This is a genomic window from Phenylobacterium sp., from assembly GCF_036263695.1.
Taxonomy (GTDB): Bacteria; Pseudomonadota; Alphaproteobacteria; order Caulobacterales; family Caulobacteraceae; genus Phenylobacterium.
This window is the reverse complement of sequence record NZ_DATAGM010000258.1, coordinates 1-15,118: the sequence shown is the minus strand read 5'-3', so window position 1 is coordinate 15,118 and position 15,118 is coordinate 1. Positions and strand designations below refer to the sequence as shown.

The 15,118-nt window shown below is 70.1% G+C and carries 16 protein-coding genes; 3 read left to right on the top strand and 13 right to left on the bottom strand.

The genetic code is table 11. The features are described 5' to 3' along the window. The 10 genes from pheT to VHK87_RS10395 form a co-directional block, all read right to left on the bottom strand. On the bottom strand, positions 1 to 1,939 hold a 1,939-nt coding region (gene pheT, locus VHK87_RS10440; protein ID WP_329634835.1), incomplete at its 3' end, for a phenylalanine--tRNA ligase subunit beta. 13 nt (positions 1,940 to 1,952) lie between these two features. After that, the gene (pheS, locus tag VHK87_RS10435) at positions 1,953 to 3,062 is read right to left on the bottom strand and encodes a phenylalanine--tRNA ligase subunit alpha (RefSeq protein WP_329634834.1); all 1,110 of its coding nucleotides are present in this window, start codon (positions 3,060 to 3,062) and stop codon (positions 1,953 to 1,955) included. A gap of 104 nt (positions 3,063 to 3,166) precedes the next feature. Then, positions 3,167 to 3,523 carry a 50S ribosomal protein L20 gene (gene rplT / locus VHK87_RS10430; RefSeq protein ID WP_329634833.1) on the bottom strand — a complete coding sequence of 119 codons (357 nt, stop codon included), beginning with the start codon at positions 3,521 to 3,523 and terminating at the stop codon, positions 3,167 to 3,169. Positions 3,524 to 3,541: 18 nt separating this feature from the next. Next, positions 3,542 to 3,742 carry a 50S ribosomal protein L35 gene (rpmI, locus tag VHK87_RS10425; RefSeq protein ID WP_199618802.1) on the bottom strand — a complete coding sequence of 67 codons (201 nt, stop codon included), beginning with the start codon at positions 3,740 to 3,742 and terminating at the stop codon, positions 3,542 to 3,544. A 117-nt stretch (positions 3,743 to 3,859) separates the two neighbouring features. Continuing rightward, positions 3,860 to 5,092 (bottom strand): MFS transporter, encoded by a 1,233-nt coding sequence (locus VHK87_RS10420; RefSeq protein ID WP_329634832.1) that lies wholly within the window; start codon positions 5,090 to 5,092, stop codon positions 3,860 to 3,862. Between the two features lie 233 nt (positions 5,093 to 5,325). Beyond that, the gene (locus tag VHK87_RS10415) at positions 5,326 to 5,808 is read right to left on the bottom strand and encodes an NUDIX domain-containing protein (RefSeq protein WP_329634831.1); all 483 of its coding nucleotides are present in this window, start codon (positions 5,806 to 5,808) and stop codon (positions 5,326 to 5,328) included. After that, complete coding sequence (gene bla, locus VHK87_RS10410) at positions 5,805 to 6,680, bottom strand: subclass B3 metallo-beta-lactamase (RefSeq protein WP_329634830.1); 876 nt, start codon at positions 6,678 to 6,680, stop codon at positions 5,805 to 5,807. The genes VHK87_RS10415 and bla overlap by 4 nt, the downstream gene beginning before the upstream one ends. Then, a complete protein-coding gene (infC, locus tag VHK87_RS10405; protein ID WP_329634829.1) occupies positions 6,677 to 7,198 on the bottom strand; it encodes a translation initiation factor IF-3 in 522 nt (173 codons plus the stop codon). Before infC ends, bla begins: the two co-directional genes overlap by 4 nt. Before the next feature lie 108 nt (positions 7,199 to 7,306). After that, entirely contained in the window at positions 7,307 to 8,290 is a 984-nt protein-coding gene (locus VHK87_RS10400) for a glycosyltransferase family 9 protein (RefSeq protein ID WP_329634828.1), read from the bottom strand. Next, positions 8,290 to 9,453 carry a glycosyltransferase family 4 protein gene (locus tag VHK87_RS10395; protein ID WP_329634827.1) on the bottom strand — a complete coding sequence of 388 codons (1,164 nt, stop codon included), beginning with the start codon at positions 9,451 to 9,453 and terminating at the stop codon, positions 8,290 to 8,292. The genes VHK87_RS10400 and VHK87_RS10395 overlap by 1 nt, the downstream gene beginning before the upstream one ends. A gap of 70 nt (positions 9,454 to 9,523) precedes the next feature. Here VHK87_RS10395 and VHK87_RS10390 point away from each other — a divergent pair, with 70 nt between their 5' ends. Further along, complete coding sequence (locus VHK87_RS10390) at positions 9,524 to 10,300, top strand: alpha/beta hydrolase (protein WP_329634826.1); 777 nt, start codon at positions 9,524 to 9,526, stop codon at positions 10,298 to 10,300. On the opposite strand, the gene VHK87_RS10385 is transcribed toward VHK87_RS10390, so the two are convergent. After that, the gene (locus VHK87_RS10385; RefSeq protein ID WP_329634836.1) at positions 10,297 to 11,157 is read right to left on the bottom strand and encodes an SDR family oxidoreductase; all 861 of its coding nucleotides are present in this window, start codon (positions 11,155 to 11,157) and stop codon (positions 10,297 to 10,299) included. The genes VHK87_RS10390 and VHK87_RS10385 overlap by 4 nt on opposite strands. Positions 11,158 to 11,160: 3 nt before the next feature. Continuing rightward, on the bottom strand, positions 11,161 to 12,369 hold the full coding sequence (locus tag VHK87_RS10380) for an NAD-dependent epimerase/dehydratase family protein (RefSeq protein WP_329634825.1): 1,209 nt from the start codon (positions 12,367 to 12,369) through the stop codon (positions 11,161 to 11,163). A 121-nt stretch (positions 12,370 to 12,490) separates the two neighbouring features. On the opposite strand from VHK87_RS10380, the gene VHK87_RS10375 reads away from it, so the two are divergent. Further along, positions 12,491 to 13,462 (top strand): NAD-dependent epimerase/dehydratase family protein, encoded by a 972-nt coding sequence (locus VHK87_RS10375; RefSeq protein ID WP_329634824.1) that lies wholly within the window; start codon positions 12,491 to 12,493, stop codon positions 13,460 to 13,462. Between the two features lie 132 nt (positions 13,463 to 13,594). Here VHK87_RS10375 and VHK87_RS10370 read toward each other — a convergent pair whose 3' ends face one another. Continuing rightward, positions 13,595 to 14,464, bottom strand: a complete 870-nt coding sequence (locus VHK87_RS10370) for a UTP--glucose-1-phosphate uridylyltransferase (RefSeq protein WP_329634823.1) — start codon at positions 14,462 to 14,464, stop codon at positions 13,595 to 13,597. Between the two features lie 245 nt (positions 14,465 to 14,709). On the opposite strand from VHK87_RS10370, the gene VHK87_RS10365 reads away from it, so the two are divergent. Next, positions 14,710 to 15,042 carry a hypothetical protein gene (locus tag VHK87_RS10365; RefSeq protein ID WP_329634822.1) on the top strand — a complete coding sequence of 111 codons (333 nt, stop codon included), beginning with the start codon at positions 14,710 to 14,712 and terminating at the stop codon, positions 15,040 to 15,042. The last annotated feature ends 76 nt before the right edge of the window (positions 15,043 to 15,118 follow it).

Here is a 15,118-nt window from a genome sequence, read left to right as displayed (position 1 = left end):
TCTTCGGCCCGAGCTGCAGACGGGCCGAACGGCCCGGGTGGAACCACTCTGAGGCGTTCCCCTGGGCGATCTGCAGCGGCGGGGCGCCGGCCTCGTCGAGCAGCTTCGTCAGGTCGGCCTTGAGGGCGAACAGCGGATCCTCGGCCGGGCCGGCCCAGTGCTTGGGCGGGTTGGGCGCGAGCAGGGCGGCGACCGCGGTCGACTGGTCGGCCGGCTGGTCGCCCCGGTAGATCGGCCCCACCTCGAACAGCGCCGCGTCGGGATAGCCGCGCCGGGCGTTGCGGCCCACAGCCTCGATCAGGTTCGCCAGGATCGACGGGCGCATGCAGTCGAGGTCAGAGGCGATCGGGTTGGTGATCACCAGCTCGGGTGCGCCGCCGCCGAACAGCGTCGCCCACTCCCGGCGCATGAAGCTCCAGGTGATGGTCTCGGCATAGCCCAGCGCCGCCATCGCCCGGCGCGCGGCGCGGATGCGGGCCTGGCGCGCGGTGAGCGCGCCGCCGATGGGCGGGGAAACTTCGGGCAGCGGCTCCACCGGCAAGGCGGCGAAGCCCTCGATGCGCGCGACCTCCTCGACGAGATCGGCCTTTCCTTCGACGTCACGGCGCCAGGACGGCGGGGTGACCTCGCTACCGGCGACCTTGAAGCCGAGCTTGGTGAGGATCTCGTCGACCCGGGCGGGCGGCACGTCGAGGCCGGAGAGCTTCTTCACGTACGCGCGGTCGAAGGTGATCGGCCCCGGCGCGGCCGGCGCCTCGCCGGCCACCACCACCTCGGACGGCTCGCCGCCGCAAAGCTCGAGCACCAGCCTGGTCGCCAGCTCCAGGGCCGGCAGGGTCGAGTGCGGGTCGATGCCGCGGGCGAAGCGGTACTGGGCGTCGGAATTGATGCCGAGGGACCGGCCGGTCTGCGCCGTGCGGATCGGGTCGAACCAGGCGCTCTCGATGAAGACGTCGGTGGTCGCCTCCGAGACGCCGGTGGACTCCCCGCCCATGACGCCGCCCAGGCCCACCGGGCCGGAGGCGTCGGCGATCACGCAGACGTCCGGGGTGACGGCGTAGGTCTTGCCGTCCAGCGCCTCGACGCTCTCGCCCTCGCGGCCGAGGCGGGCCTCGAGGAAGCCGCCGGTCAGCTTGGCCGCATCGTAGACGTGCAGGGGCTTGGCCCGGTCGAAGGAGATCAGGTTGGTGATGTCCACCAGCGCGCTGATGGGCCTCAGGCCGATGCTGGTCAGCCGCTGCTGCAGCCAGGCCGGCGAGGGCCCGTTCTTAACACCCTTGATGAGCCGCCCGGCGAAGACCGGGCAGGCGCCCGACCCGTCCACCTTCACCTGGATCGGCGAGGCGAACGTGCCGGGGATCGGCTCGACCGGCTGGTCTTTAAAAGTCCCGACGCCCGCCGCGGCGAGGTCGCGGGCGATGCCCTGAACGCCCAGCCAGTCGGGCCGATTGGGCGTGACCTCAAAGTCGATCACCGCCTCCAGGCCGAGCGCCTGGGCAGCCGGCGCGCCGACCGCCAAGTCGTCCGGCAGCTCCATGATGCCGTTGGACTCTTCGGCGACCTCCAGTTCGGCCGCCGAGCAGAGCATGCCGTTGGAGACGACGCCGCGGACGGGGCGCGCCTCCAAGGTGACGCCCGAGCCGGGCACATAGGCGCCCAGCGGGGCGTAGATAGTCGTCAGCCCCGGCCGGGCGTTCGGCGCGCCGCAGACGATCTCCTTGCGGCCGTCCTTGGTGTCCACCTGGCAGACGCGCAGGCGGTCGGCGTTGGGGTGCTGCACGGCCTCGACGATCTTGGCCACGGAGAACTGGGCGAGCTTGGAGGCCGGATCCTCCACGTGCTCGACCTCCAGGCCGGCCATGGTCATCGCCTCGACCACCTCGGCGGCCGTGGCGTTGGTCTCCAGGTGATCCTGGAGCCAGGAGAGGGTGAACTTCATCGTTGTCTCTCCGTCAGCTCAGGCCGGTGGCGGGGCTCGGGGCCGCAAAGGCCGAGAAGCCGTAGTGGGCGAGCCAGCGGACGTCCGAGGCGAACATGTCGCGCAGGTCCGGCATGCCGTACTTGAGCGCTCCCAGGCGGTCGACGCCGAGGCCGAAGGCGAAGCCCTGCCATTCGTCCGGCTCCAGGCCGCAGTTCCGCAGCACGTTGGGGTGCACCATCCCGCAGCCCAGGATCTCCAGCCAGTCGGTGCCCTGGCCGATCTTGATCTCCGCGCCCGAGCGGTCGCAGCGCACGTCCATCTCCGCCGAGGGCTCGGTGAAGGGGAAGTGGTGCGGGCGGAAGCGGGTCTCGACCACAGGCGTCTCGAAGTAGCGCGCGATGAAGGTGTCGAGCGTCCACTTCAGGTGCCCCATGTGGATGTTGCGGTCGATCACCAGGCCTTCCAGCTGGTGGAACATCGGGGTGTGGGTCTGGTCCGAGTCCTTGCGGAAGGTGCGGCCCGGCACGATCACGCGGATCGGCGGCTCCTGGCCCACGGCGATCCAGGAAGGCAGCTTTTCGTTGGTCTTCTGCATCACCCGCACCTGCACCGGGCTGGTGTGCGTGCGCAGGACTTTGCGTTGGCCGTCCGGGCCCTCGGGCAGGAAGAAGGTGTCGTGCATCTCCCGCGCCGGGTGCTTGGGCGGGAAGTTCAGGGCGGTGAAGTTGTGGAAATCGTCCTCGATGTCCGGCCCCTCGGCCAGCGCGAAGCCCATGTCGGCGAAGATGGCGATCATCTCGTCCATCACCTGCATGGTGGGGTGGACGCTGCCCTTGCGCCGCGGCGGGGCGGGCAGGGTCAGGTCGACGCGCTCGGAGGCCAAGCGCGCGTCGAGCTCGGCGGCCTCAAGGGCGGTCTTGCGCTCGGCGATCTTCGCGGCGACGCGATCTCTCAGGCCGTTGATCTTCGGCCCCTGCTCGCGGCGCTCGTCGGGGCTCATCTTGCCGAGCGTCTTGAGGAGCTCGGAGATCGCCCCGGACTTGCCGAGCGCCTCGACGCGCACGGCTTCCAGGGCGGCGGCGTCGGACGCGGCGTCGATGCGGGCCGAGAGGTCGGCTTCCAGTTGGATAAGGTCGGTCATGGGTTGGCTCGTTTAGCGGAAAGCGGGCCATGAAAAAGCCCTCCGACGCGCCGCCGGAGGGCCCTTTCAAAACCGGGGGGAGCCTTGGCGACTCCCACGATCTCTTAGGCCAGCGCGGCGCGCACCTTGTCGGCGATGGCCTTGAAGCCGGCTGGGTCGTTGCCCGCGATGTCCGCGAGGACCTTGCGGTCCATTTCGATCCCGGCCAGGTCAAGGCCGTGGATAAATCGGGCGTAGGTCAGGCCCTCGAGACGGGCCGCGGCGTTGATCCGCTGGATCCAGAGCGAGCGGAAGTTCCGCTTGCGGACCTTGCGGTCGCGATAGGCGTACTGGCCGGCCCGATCCACCGCGGCCTTGGCGGCGCGGATGGTGTTCTTGCGGCGGCCGTAGAAGCCCTTGGCTTGCTCCAGGACCTTCTTGTGCTTGGCGTGGGCGACGACGCCCCTTTTGACACGTGCCATCTGTGATCAGCTCCGCTCTTAAAGGCCGTACGGCAGGTAGGTCTTGATGATCTTGGCGTCGGCCTCGCTCATCACCTTGGTGCCGCGTTGCTGGCGGATGTACTTGCCGTTGTGGCTGATCAGCCGGTGGCGCTTGCCCGCGACGCCGGCCTTCAGCTTGCCGGTCGCAGTCAGTTTGAAGCGCTTCTTGGCGCCTGACTTCGTCTTCAGTTTCGGCATTTCTCTGCGGAGCCGAAGCCCCGTCCTCTGGCGTATTGATGAGGCGCCCTGGCATGCCTTTGGCCAGGCGGCTCCGAAGGGGCGGGCTCTTACGTGAGCTGAGCCGAAAATGCAAGCTCAGGGCACAACTTGCGACGCCTGCTCTTCCTGGGTCTTGGCCCGTCGCGCCGCCTCGACCGCCAGCAGGATCGCCGGGGCGACCACCACCGCGCCCAGCCAGAACGGACCGTTGATCGACACGCCCGCGAAGGCCAGACCCGCGCAGAACGGGCCGACGACCCTGGCCAGCGCCCCCATGGCGTTGTTGATGCCCAGGATCGCGCCCTGCCGCGACGGATCGGCGGTGCGCGAGATCAGCGCCGAGACGTTAGGCCAGGCCACCGACTGGCCGATCGCCATGAGCGTCATCAGGGCGATGGTCATCGGACCGCCTATGGAGAACGGCTGCAGCACGGCGCAGACGCAGGTCATCCCCATGCCGACCGCGAGCATGCGCCCGGCGCCGTAACGCTCGGAAAGCCGGCCTGTGACGAACATCTGGGTTACGGCCGCGCCGATGCCGACGAAGAAGAAGCAGACGCCGATGTCGCGCGGGCCCCAGTCGAACCTGGCCTGGGCCCACAAACCGAAGGTCGACTCGATACCGGTGAAAGCGAAGCCAACCAGGAAGGTCAGCAGCATCAGCCGGGAGATCACCGGGCTGCCGATCGCCGCGCCCAGCGCGCCCCAACGGCTGGGCCGGTCGCTGAGCATCTCGCGCTCGCGGCTCTCGCGGATGAACAGCATGATGGAGATGACCGACAGCGCCGCCAGCCCGGATGCCAGGAACAGCGGGATCCGGAACCCGGCCGGACCGCTCTCGGGGTGGGCGAAGATGCCGCCGACCATCGGACCGAAAATCAGCCCGACATTCCAGGCCGCACCCATCCAGGCCAGCTTGCCCGCCCGCTTCTCCGGTTCGGTGACGTCGGCGATGTAGCCCTGCACCACCGCCCCGTTGCCGGCGGCCAGGCCCCCCACGAAGCGGATGGCGATGGCCGCCCAGACGTTGGGGGCGAAGGCCAGGAAGAAGTAGCAGAGGCAGTTGGCGCCGATCGTCGAGATCAGCAGCGGCTTGCGCCCGAAGCGGTCGGAGAGGCGGCCCCAGAAAGGTTCGCCGAAGAACGACCCCGCCGAGTAGGCCGAGAACACCAGGGCGATCTGCCAGGCCTCGGCCTCGAAGCTCTTCGCATAGAAGGGCAGCAGCGGGACGATGATCCCGAAGCCCAGCATGTTGATGAAGATGACGGCGATCAGCGACGGCGCCGCCATGGCCGACGCGGTCGCCCTCGGCTGCGCGGCGTCGGACATGTGATCGCTGTTAAGTGAGGCCGCGGGCGGCGGCAAGGTGGTTCGTCGAGCGATGTTGGATCGCGCCTTCCCTCCCCTTCATGGGGAGGCGCGAGTCGGCGAAGCCGCCCGGGTGGGGGGAGTTGGCCAACGCGCAGTGAGCCGGACGATCAGCGCCATCTCGGTGCGAGACCTCCCCACCCGTCCCGGCGCTGCGCGCCGGTCCACCCTCCCCATGAAGGGGAGGGAAGATGTCACCACGCCTCAGCGACCGGTCCGCCGCCGAGCACTTCGGTCAGCCGCCGCCGCGTGGCGGGGCTCAGATCGTCCGGCAGGACCGCCGGGTCGCAGCGGACGATCTCGACGATCTCGGCGCTGGCCGACGTCGCCAGAACGGCGCCGCGGACGACGAACAGGTGGATGGTGTCGCGCTTGCCTTCGCGCTCGGAGCGGTAGGCGGCGAAGGGCGTGATCGAGCTCCACGCGGTGACGCCGATCTCCTCTGCGAGTTCACGCAACAGCGCCGCCTCCGGCGCCTCGCCGCGCTTCACCCCGCCGCCGGAGAGGTAGAGGCCCCTCTCGTAGCCGTGGCGGACGAGGACGAGGCGGCCGTCCTCGTCGAACACCACCGCGCGGGCGCCCGTGGTCTGCGGGCGGGCGATGCGCCACCAGGCTTTGCGGACGGAATGGAGGAGGGGCAGGGCGCGGGCGAGGAGGCGCCGCGCGGCGGGGCTCACCGGCCGGCGGCCGCCTGCTGCTTGGCGAGCTCGGCGCGGAAGCCGGCCTCGGCCTTCGCCAGATAGGCGCGGCAGCCGTCCGGGTCGACGAACGGGCTCGGCTTGCCGGGGGCTGCGGCCGCCCGTTTGTCGCGCATGCGCCAGAAGCCGCCATGCGAGCCCAGGAAGACGTCGCAGGGCAGGGCCTTCAGCGTCGCGTAGGTCTTCTCGAAGTCGGCGGCGATGGCCGGGTAGGCGGCGTTGTTCACCAGCTTCGCGCCTGGGAGGATGGTCAGTGAGCAGAGCACCAGCGCCTGGCGCACTTGGCCGTCCACCTTCAGCGGGAAGGTCCAGGTGGTGCAGCCCTTGGTGTGGCCGGCGGTGACGTGCGCGGTGAGGCTGTAGGGGCCGAGGCTGACCCGCTGCCCATCTCTGAGGATCCGGTCGACCTTGGCCGGCGGAAACGGCGCCCGGTCGCCGAGGTAGTAGTCGCCCTTGCCGCCCGCCTCGATCAGCGGCGCGTCCTGAGCGCTCGCGTAGAGCGGGGCGCCGGTGGCCGCTTTGAGCTGGGCCAGGCCGCCGGCGTGGTCCAGGTGGGCGTGGCTGTTGACGAGGATCTTCACCTGCTTCGGATCGAAGCCGAGCTTTCGGATGCTCGCCAGGATCTTCGGCGCAGTGGTTTCGTAGCCGCCGTCGAGCAGGATGAAGCCGTTCTTGGCGTCGCCGATCAGGTACGCGGCGATGTCCGAGGCCCCGACGTAGTAAAGCCCCTCGCCGATGGCGAAGGGCTCCACAGGATCGTCCCCATTATGGGCCGGCTGGGCCGGGGCGGCGGTCGCAACAGCCGCCGCCAGGGCGGCGCCCGTCAGGCTCGCGATCCAGCTCCGCTTCAACGCGGGGCCAGGATCATGATCATCTGGCGCCCCTCCATGCGGGGCTCGTACTCGACCTTGGCCACCGGTTCGAAGTCGGCCTTCACCTGCTGGAGCAGCTTCATGCCAAGTTCCGGGTGAGCCAGTTCGCGGCCTCGGAAGCGCAGGGTCACCTTCACCTTGTCGCCTTCCTCGAAGAAGCGGTGCATCGAGCGCGCTTTGACCTCGTAGTCGTGCGTGTCGATGTTCGGGCGGAGCTTGATCTCTTTGATCTCCACCACCTTCTGCCGCTTGCGCGCCTCGTTCTTCTTCTTCTGTTCCTGGAACTTGAACTTGCCGTAGTCCAGGATCTTGCAGACGGGCGGATCCGCGTTGGGGACGATCTCGACCAAGTCGAGGCCGGCTTCCTGCGCCGCTTCGATGGCGGCGGAGGTGGGCATCACCCCCTGTTTCTCGCCGTTCTGATCGATCAGCAGAACGCGCGGGACGCGGATGTCTTCGTTCATGCGCGGACCGTCTTTGACGGGCGGCGCTTGCATGGGGCGGCGAATAGGCGGTGCTCCTTGGCTGTTTCAACGAGATGAACGCAGGGCCGCGCGAAGCGGTCCAGCCTTACGTTCAGTATATGACCAACGGACTGTTGTTCTTCAAGCGCGGTTAAGGGCCGGTTGAGGCGTCATGTTATCGACCGCTGACAGCACCGCCGAGGCCGGCAGGTCCGTCAGGTCGGCGGCCTGAAGCACCGCCACATGGCCGCGCGGCGCCGACAGCGCCGGGTCGGAAGACTTCGAAAACAACACGATGGTCGGCGCGCCGGCCGCCGCCGCCAGGTGCAGAGGGCCGGTGTCGTTGCCGACCACCACCGCCGCCCGGGCGCCCAGGGCGGCGATGCGCGCGAAGTCGGTGCGGCCGGTGAGGTCGCGGGTTTGCGGCAGGATCCGCTGGATCTTGTGGGCCAGCTCGCCCTCCTGCGGCCCGCCGATGATCACGATGTCGTAGCCACGGTCGTACAGGGCGCGGGCGAGTTCGCCGTAACGCTCGGCCGGCCAGCGCTTCTCCAGCCGGTGGGCCGATCCGCCGGGGATCAACAGCACCGTGGGGCGCTGCACGCCCGGGCCGGGCCGGGGCGCCGGCGCCTTGTCGACGATCCACGACAGGTCCGGGGGCGGGGCGCTCATCGGCTCGGTGGGCGCGTCGGGCCAGATGCCCGCATGCTTCAGCTGGTCGGCCTGGCGCTCCAGCGTGTGCATGTGGTCGCGTCGGGGATTGCGGTGCGGGTGCGAGCAGCCCCAGGCGATCCCCGACCACTCCGGCGGAAACGGCAGGAAGCCGTAGAACATCAGGCTCGAGCGGGACGAGGTCTGCAGGTCGTAGACCCGGTCGTACTTCGCCGCCCGCAGGCGGAAGACCAGCCCCAGCCACGCGCCGGGCCCCTGCGGGCGTCCGCCGGCGTCCACCGCGTCCACATATGGACTGGCCTTGGCCAGGCCCTCGAAGGGCTCGGTGGTGAGCAGGGTGATGTGGGCCTCGGGGTGCGCCTCGCGGATCTTCCGCATGGCCGCCAGCGCGAGGACGAAGTCGCCCAGGGCCGAGAGCTTGATGACCAGGATCTTCTTCGGTTCGCCCGCCATCAGCCGCGCGCCTCCAGCACCCGAGCGTAGGCGGAAAGGTAGGCCGCGCACATGGCGTCCACCGAGTAGAGCCGCGTCGCCCGGTTCGCCGCCGCCTGGCCCATGGCGGCGCGCTTGGAGGGGCTGAGGTCGAGCGCGTGGCCGAGGCACTGGGCCCAGGCTTCCGCATCGCCCGGCGGGATCAGCCAGCCGGTTTCGCCGGGCACGATGGTCTCGGTCATCCCGCCGAGGTCGGAGGCCAGCACCGGCTTGCCCATCGCCTGCGGCTCCACCGCGGTGCGGCCGAAGGACTCCGGGATGGTGGAGGGCAGGATGGCGAGATCGCAGAGCAGGTAGGCGGCCGGCATGTCGTCGCAGTGGCCGACCAGCCGCACCACGTCCTGCAGCCCCGCGGCGGCGATGGCGCTCTGCAGCTCCTCCCGGTAGCCGGTGCGGCCCTGGTCGTCGCCGGCGAAGAAGATCACGAAGTCGCGCCGCCCCGCGTCCTTGAGCTTGGCCGCCGCCTCGATGAGTGTCAGGTGGCCCTTGATGCGCGTCAGCCGGGCGGCCAGCAGGATTCGCGTGCGGCCGTCGTTCGGCGCGATGTTCCAGGCGGTCCGCAAGGCGTCCAGCCGGTCCGGCGTCACCCAGCTGGGGGAGAAGCGCGACAGGTCCACGCCCCTGGGGATGCTCACCACCCGCGACGGGTCGATCCCGTGCTCGGCCAGGATATGGTCGCGGGTGAAGTTGGAGTTGGCGATCACCAGGTCGCCGCGGGTCATCACTGCGTTGTACCAGCGCTTGAGCCGGGTCTTGGCGTGGTAGACGCCGTGGTAGGTGGCGACGAACGGGGTGCGGGTCGACTGCGCCGCCCACAGCGCCGAGAAGGCGGGCGCGCGGCTGCGGGCGTGGACCACGCTGACCTTCTCGCGCCGGATGATGTCCACCAGCCGGGCGGCGTTGCCCAGCATGACCAGCGGGTTCTTCGACTGCACCGGCATCTGCGCCATGCGCGCGCCGTCGCTCTCCAGCCTGGCCGCCATCCGGCCGCCGCGGGTGGCCACCAGCGCCTTGCCGCCCGCCCGGACCACGGCCTGGGCGACGTCGATTGTCGTCTGCTCGGCCCCGCCGGTCTCGAGCTCCGGCACGACCTGCAACAGGGTGAAGTCCGGCGGAAGAGTCACCGGCCCTCGTTTAACGGCTGGCTCGGTTTGGTAAAGGCGGCTTAGGACCGCGGGCGAAGGAGTGGTGTGGATGAACGAAGCGGCGGGCGTTCTGAAGCGGCCGGACGGCGAGATGCTGGCCTGGCGGCGCGTGGGGGGCGAGGGGCCGACCATCGTCTGGCTGGGCGGCTACCGGTCCGACATGGCGGGGATGAAGGCGCAGGCGCTGGCGGACTGGGCGGCGCAGAGCGGGCGGGCCTTCCTGCGCTTCGACTATTTCGGCCACGGGGAGTCCTCCGGCGCCTTCGAGGCGGGGACCATCACCCGCTGGCGCGAGGACGCCCTGGCGGTGATGGACGAACTGACGGACGGGCCGCTGGTGCTGGTCGGCTCGTCCATGGGCGGCTGGATCGCCTGCCTGGCGGCCATGGCCTGGCCCGAGCGGGTGCGGGCGATGGTGCTGATCGCGCCCGCGCCGGACTTCACTGAGAAGCTGATCGGCCCCTCCCTCGACGAGGCCGCCCGCGCCGACATCGCCGAGACCGGCGTCTGGTACCGCCCCTCGCCCTACGGCGACCCGGACCCGATCACCCGCGAGCTGATGGAGGACGGCGCGCGCTGGTCGATCCTGCCGGGGCCGGTGAACATCGAATCGCCCGTGCGGATTCTCCAGGGCGGCGCCGACGACGCCGTACCCTGGCCCCATGCACTGGAACTGGCGAACGCGATGAAGAGCGAGGACGTGGTCTTCACCCTGATCAAGGACGGCGATCACCGGCTCTCCCGGCCAGCGGACATCGCCCGGCTGATCCAGGCGCTGGAGGAGCTTCTGACCTCTCCCCCCCGCCGAGCGGGGGGAGAGGTCTAAGATTCCGCCGCGAAGATAGCCCTCAACCCCTCCCGGTACGTCGGATAGGCCGGTCGCCAGCCGAGCTCGGCCTTGGCTCTGGCGTTCGAGACGCGCTTGCTCTCGGCGTAGAAGCGGCGGCCGGGGCCGGAGATCTCGGCTTCGGTGAGGGGGATCTCGGGCGGTGGTTCCATCCCCAGCAACTCGGCGGCGTAGGCGATGACGTCGCTGTTGGGGGCCGGCTCGTCGTCGCAAAGGTTGTAGACGCCCCCGGCCCTGGGGCGGGCGATCGAGGCGGCCAGGCCCGCGGCCAGGTCGTCCACGTGGATGCGCGAGAACACCTGGCCCGGCGCGGCGATCCGGCGGGCCCGCCCCTGCCGCAGCCGGTCGAAGACCGAGCGGCCATGCCCGTAGATCCCTGGCAGGCGGAATATGGTCAGCGTCAGGCCCATGCCGCGCGCCACGTCCAGCCAGTCGCGCTCGGCGCCGACCCGGCGGGCGCCCTCCAGCGAGGCGGCGGCCAAGCGGCTCTCCTCGAACACCCAGCCGCCCCCGCGGTCGCCGTAGACCCCGGTGGTGGAGAGGTAGCCGACCCAGTCGGGGAAGGCGCCGCTGCGGGCGATCGCCCGCGGCAGCACCGGCAGCGAGGGGCAGCCCTCGGAAGTGGGCGGGGCGGTGATGAGCACCGCGTTGGCTTCCCCGGCGGCCCGCGTCATGGCGGCCGGATCGTCCAGCGCGACGGGCTCGACCCCCTCCGCCGCGAGTTCGTCGGCGCCGTTTTGCGAGCGCGCGGTGGCCGCGATGCTCCAGCCGTCGGGGCGCAGGCGCCGGGCGAGCGCGCGGGCCGAATAGCCGTAGCCGAAGACGAAGAGCTTCAGGGCCTACTCCGCCGCCACGGCCTTGGGCGCGACGCTGGCGGCGGCCGCGCGCTCGGCGTTCCAGTGGGAGACGCAGGGGATCTTGGCCAGGTCCGCCCGGTCCGCATAGCGGCGGGCGATCTCCGTCGCCTCCAGCAGCAGCCCCTTCTCCAGGGTGATGGGATCTAGGCCCAGCGCCAGCAGCCGGCGGTTCTCGACCATCAGATCGTTCTCCTCGGCCTCCTGGCGCGGGTTGGGCAGGTGGGCCACCTGAGCGCCGGTGAGGCCCGCCACCAGGGCGGCGAGTTCGCGCACCCGCCAGCATTCGGTCATCTGGTTCATCACCCGCACCCGCTCGCCCCGGGCCGGCGGGCTCGCCAGCGCCAGCTCCACGCACCTGACGGTGTCCTGGATGTTGATGAAGGCCCGGGTCTGCCCGCCGGCCCCGTGCACCGTCAGCGGATAGCCGAGCGCGGCCTGCATCAGGAACCGGTTCAGCACCGTCCCGTAGTCGCCGTCGTAGTCGAAGCGGTTGATCAGCCGCTCGTCGAGCCGGGTCTCCGCCGTCTGGGTGCCCCAGACGATGCCCTGGTGCAGGTCGGTGATCCGCAGCCTGTCGTTCTTGGCGTAGAACTGGAAGAGCAGGGCGTCCTGGGTCTTGGTCAGGTGGTAGATGGAGCCGGGATTGGCCGGATAGAGGATCTCGGTCTCGGTCCAGCCCTTCGGCGTCTCCACCTTCACCGTCAAGTAGCCCTCCGGGATCGGCATGCCGGCGGTGCCGTAGCCGTAGACGCCCATGGTGCCCAGGTGGGCCAAGTGGATGTCGAGGCCGCTGTCGACGATGGCCGCCAACACGTCGTTGGTGGCGTTGAGGTTGTTGTCGACGGTGTAGCGCTTGTGGGCCGCCGACTTCATCGAATAGGGCGCGGCGCGCTGCTCGGCGAAGTGGACGACGGCGTCGGGCCGAAAGCTCCGCAACAGATCCACCAGCGCCTCGTAGCTCTTGCCCAGGGTGATGTCATGATGGGCGATCTGGCGTCCGGTGAGCTCGCGCCAGGCGGCGAGGCGCTCGGGCAGCGGGCGGATCGGGGTCAGCGACTGGACGCCGAGCTCCTCGTCGATGCGCCGGCGCGATAGGTTGTCGACGATCGCGACGTCCCAGCCGCGCGCCGACAGGTGGAGCGCCGTGGGCCACCCGCAAAAGCCGTCGCCGCCCAGAACCAGTACGCGCATGCAAGCTCCCGCAACTTGAGGCGATAGCGAAACGGCTAGCGCAGCCTGCGGCGGTGCGGAAGCCGCTAAGTCGACGGAGGCGGCGATCGTCCTTAGAACAGGCGGCCGCTGGAGGAGCCCAATGACCATCATCGTCACCGGAGTCGCCGGGTTCATCGGGATGCACGTCGCCGAGCGGCTGCTGGCGCGCGGTGAACAGGTGGTCGGGGTGGACGTCTTCAACGACTACTACGACCCGGCGCTGAAGGACGCCCGCGCCGCCCGGCTGGCGGCGCACGCGGGCTTCCGCATGGTCCGAATGGATGTCGCCGACGCCGAGGCCTTCGCCGCCCTGGTGCGCGAGACCGGCGCCAAGCGGATCGTCCACCTCGCGGCGCAGGCGGGCGTCCGCTACTCGCTCGACAATCCCTTCGCCTACGAGCGGGCCAACCTGGCCGGCCACCTTTCGGTGCTGGAGGCCGCCCGGCACGCGGAGGGCTTCGAGCACCTGGTCTACGCCTCCTCCTCCAGCGTCTACGGCGACCGGCCGGGGGCGGGGGAGGGCTTCACCGAGGACGATGCGGCGGCCGAGCCGGTGTCGCTCTACGCGGCCACCAAGCGGGCCGGGGAGCTGATGAGCTTCTCTTACGCCAAGCTCTACGGCCTGTCGCAGACGGGACTTCGGTTCTTCACCGTGTACGGCCCCTGGGGTCGGCCGGACATGGCCTACTTCTCCTTCACCCGGAAGATTCTCGCCGGCGAGCCGATCGAGGTCTACGGCGAGGGGAAGATGGCCCGCGACTTCACCTATGTGGACGACATCGTCGATGGCATCGTCAGCGCGCTGGACCGGCCCCCGGAGCGGGGCGTCAACCGCATCCTCAACATCGGCGACTCCCGTCCCGTCGGGCTGATGGACATGATCGCGACGCTGGAGGGCGCGCTTGGCCGCAAGGCTGAGAAGATCTTCCGCCCGATGCAGCCGGGCGACGTGACGACCACCTACGCCGACGTCTCGAAGCTGACCGCGCTCACCGGCTACTCGCCCAAGGTGCCGATCGAGCAGGGCCTGCCCCGGTTCGTCGAGTGGTACCGGGGGTTCTACGGCGCTTAGGCGCGGGGCCAACAACCCTCGTCATCCCGGACCGCCTGCAAGGCCGATCCCGGACCCAGAGGCGGCGCTCGGGGCCTCTGGGTCTCGGCTCTCTGGTCCGCTGACGCGGGCCTGCGGCCGCGATAACGGTTGCTAAAGCAATTCCTCGATCGCCTTGCGCGCCGCCTCGGCCATGCGCGGGTTGCGCAGGGCGAAGGCGATGTTCGCGCGGAGCAGGCCAATAGGGTCGCCGCAGTCGTAGGTGGTCCCGTCGTACTCGAGGGCGTGGAAGTCCTGCTGCGCCATCAGCCGGACCATGGCGTCGGTCAGCTGGATCTCGCCCCCGGCGCCCTTCTCCTGATCGGCGAGCAGCTGGAAGATCTGCGGCTGCAGGATGTAGCGGCCGGAGATGAACAGGTTCGACGGCTCGGTGCCGGGGGCGGGTTTCTCGACCATGCCGGTCATCTTGTTCAGCCGCCCGGCGCGGCCCTCCAGCGCCACGATGCCGTATTTGTGGGCCTCGCCCTCGGGGGCGGGCTCGACGACGATGATGTTGCCGCCGACCTGCTGGTGGGCGGCCACGGCCTGGGCCAGGGCCGCCGGCTCGGCGGCCATCAGCATGTCGGGCAGCATGACGGCGAACGGCTCGTCGCCGACCAGGTCGCGGGCGCACCAGACCGCGTGGCCCAGGCCCAGCGGGGCCATCTGGCGCACGAAGCTCATCTCTCCGGGGCGGGGCAGGTCCTTGCGCACCTCGGCCAGGATGTCGGTCTTGCCCTTGGCTTCGAGCTGGGTCTCCAGCTCCGGGTTGTGGTCGAAATACTCCTCGATGGCCCCCTGGCCGCGGCCAACCACAAAGATCAGGTGCTCGATCCCGGCCGTGCGGGCCTCGGCCACGATGTAGGACAGGATCGGCCGGTCGAACACGTTCAGCAGGTTCTTCGGCGTCGCCTTGGCCGCGGGCAGGATGCGCGTCCCCAGACCCGCTACCGGCAGGACAGCCTTCCGAACCTTCTTAGTCATCCGCGTCTCCGCTTGATTAGCCCCGCGGTCAAAGCCCCGCTTGGCCCGGTTCGTCAACCGGCGGCAGGCTCAGGCGCTCAGGACATTTCAGGTGCGCCCCAGCGGCGCACCGTGCAGGTAACGCCGGAGCCATGGCCACGCTCCCGACCTCTGTTACGGAAAAGTGTGATCACGAAATCGGGAACAGCGGCGGGTGCGCCCAGGTTGGGCCCACGTCGGGGGATCCTCAGGGGAGACTGATCCGAATGAACCTACGCATCCTCACTCAGGTCGCGGCCGCAGCGGCCGTGGCCGCTTCGCTTTCGGCTTGCGGCAACAACCAGGCCGAAGAAGGCACGGCCTCGGACACCTCGGCGACGACGGCCGCGCCCGCCGACACCATGGCCACGACGCCGCCGGCGGCTGATCCGATGGCGACCACGCCACCGGCCACCACCATGCCCACTGACCCCAACGCGACGACGCCTCCGGCCGATGGCACGGGCGCGACGGGCACGACCGGTGGAGCCGCTGGCGGCGCCGCCGGGACGACGGGCGGCGCGGCCGGCGGGACGACCGGCGGTACGACCACTCCGTAATCTGGAACTCGGCGGCGGCCCTTTGCGGGCCGCCGCTATTCCACCGTGACGGATTTGGCCAGGTTGCGCGGCTGAT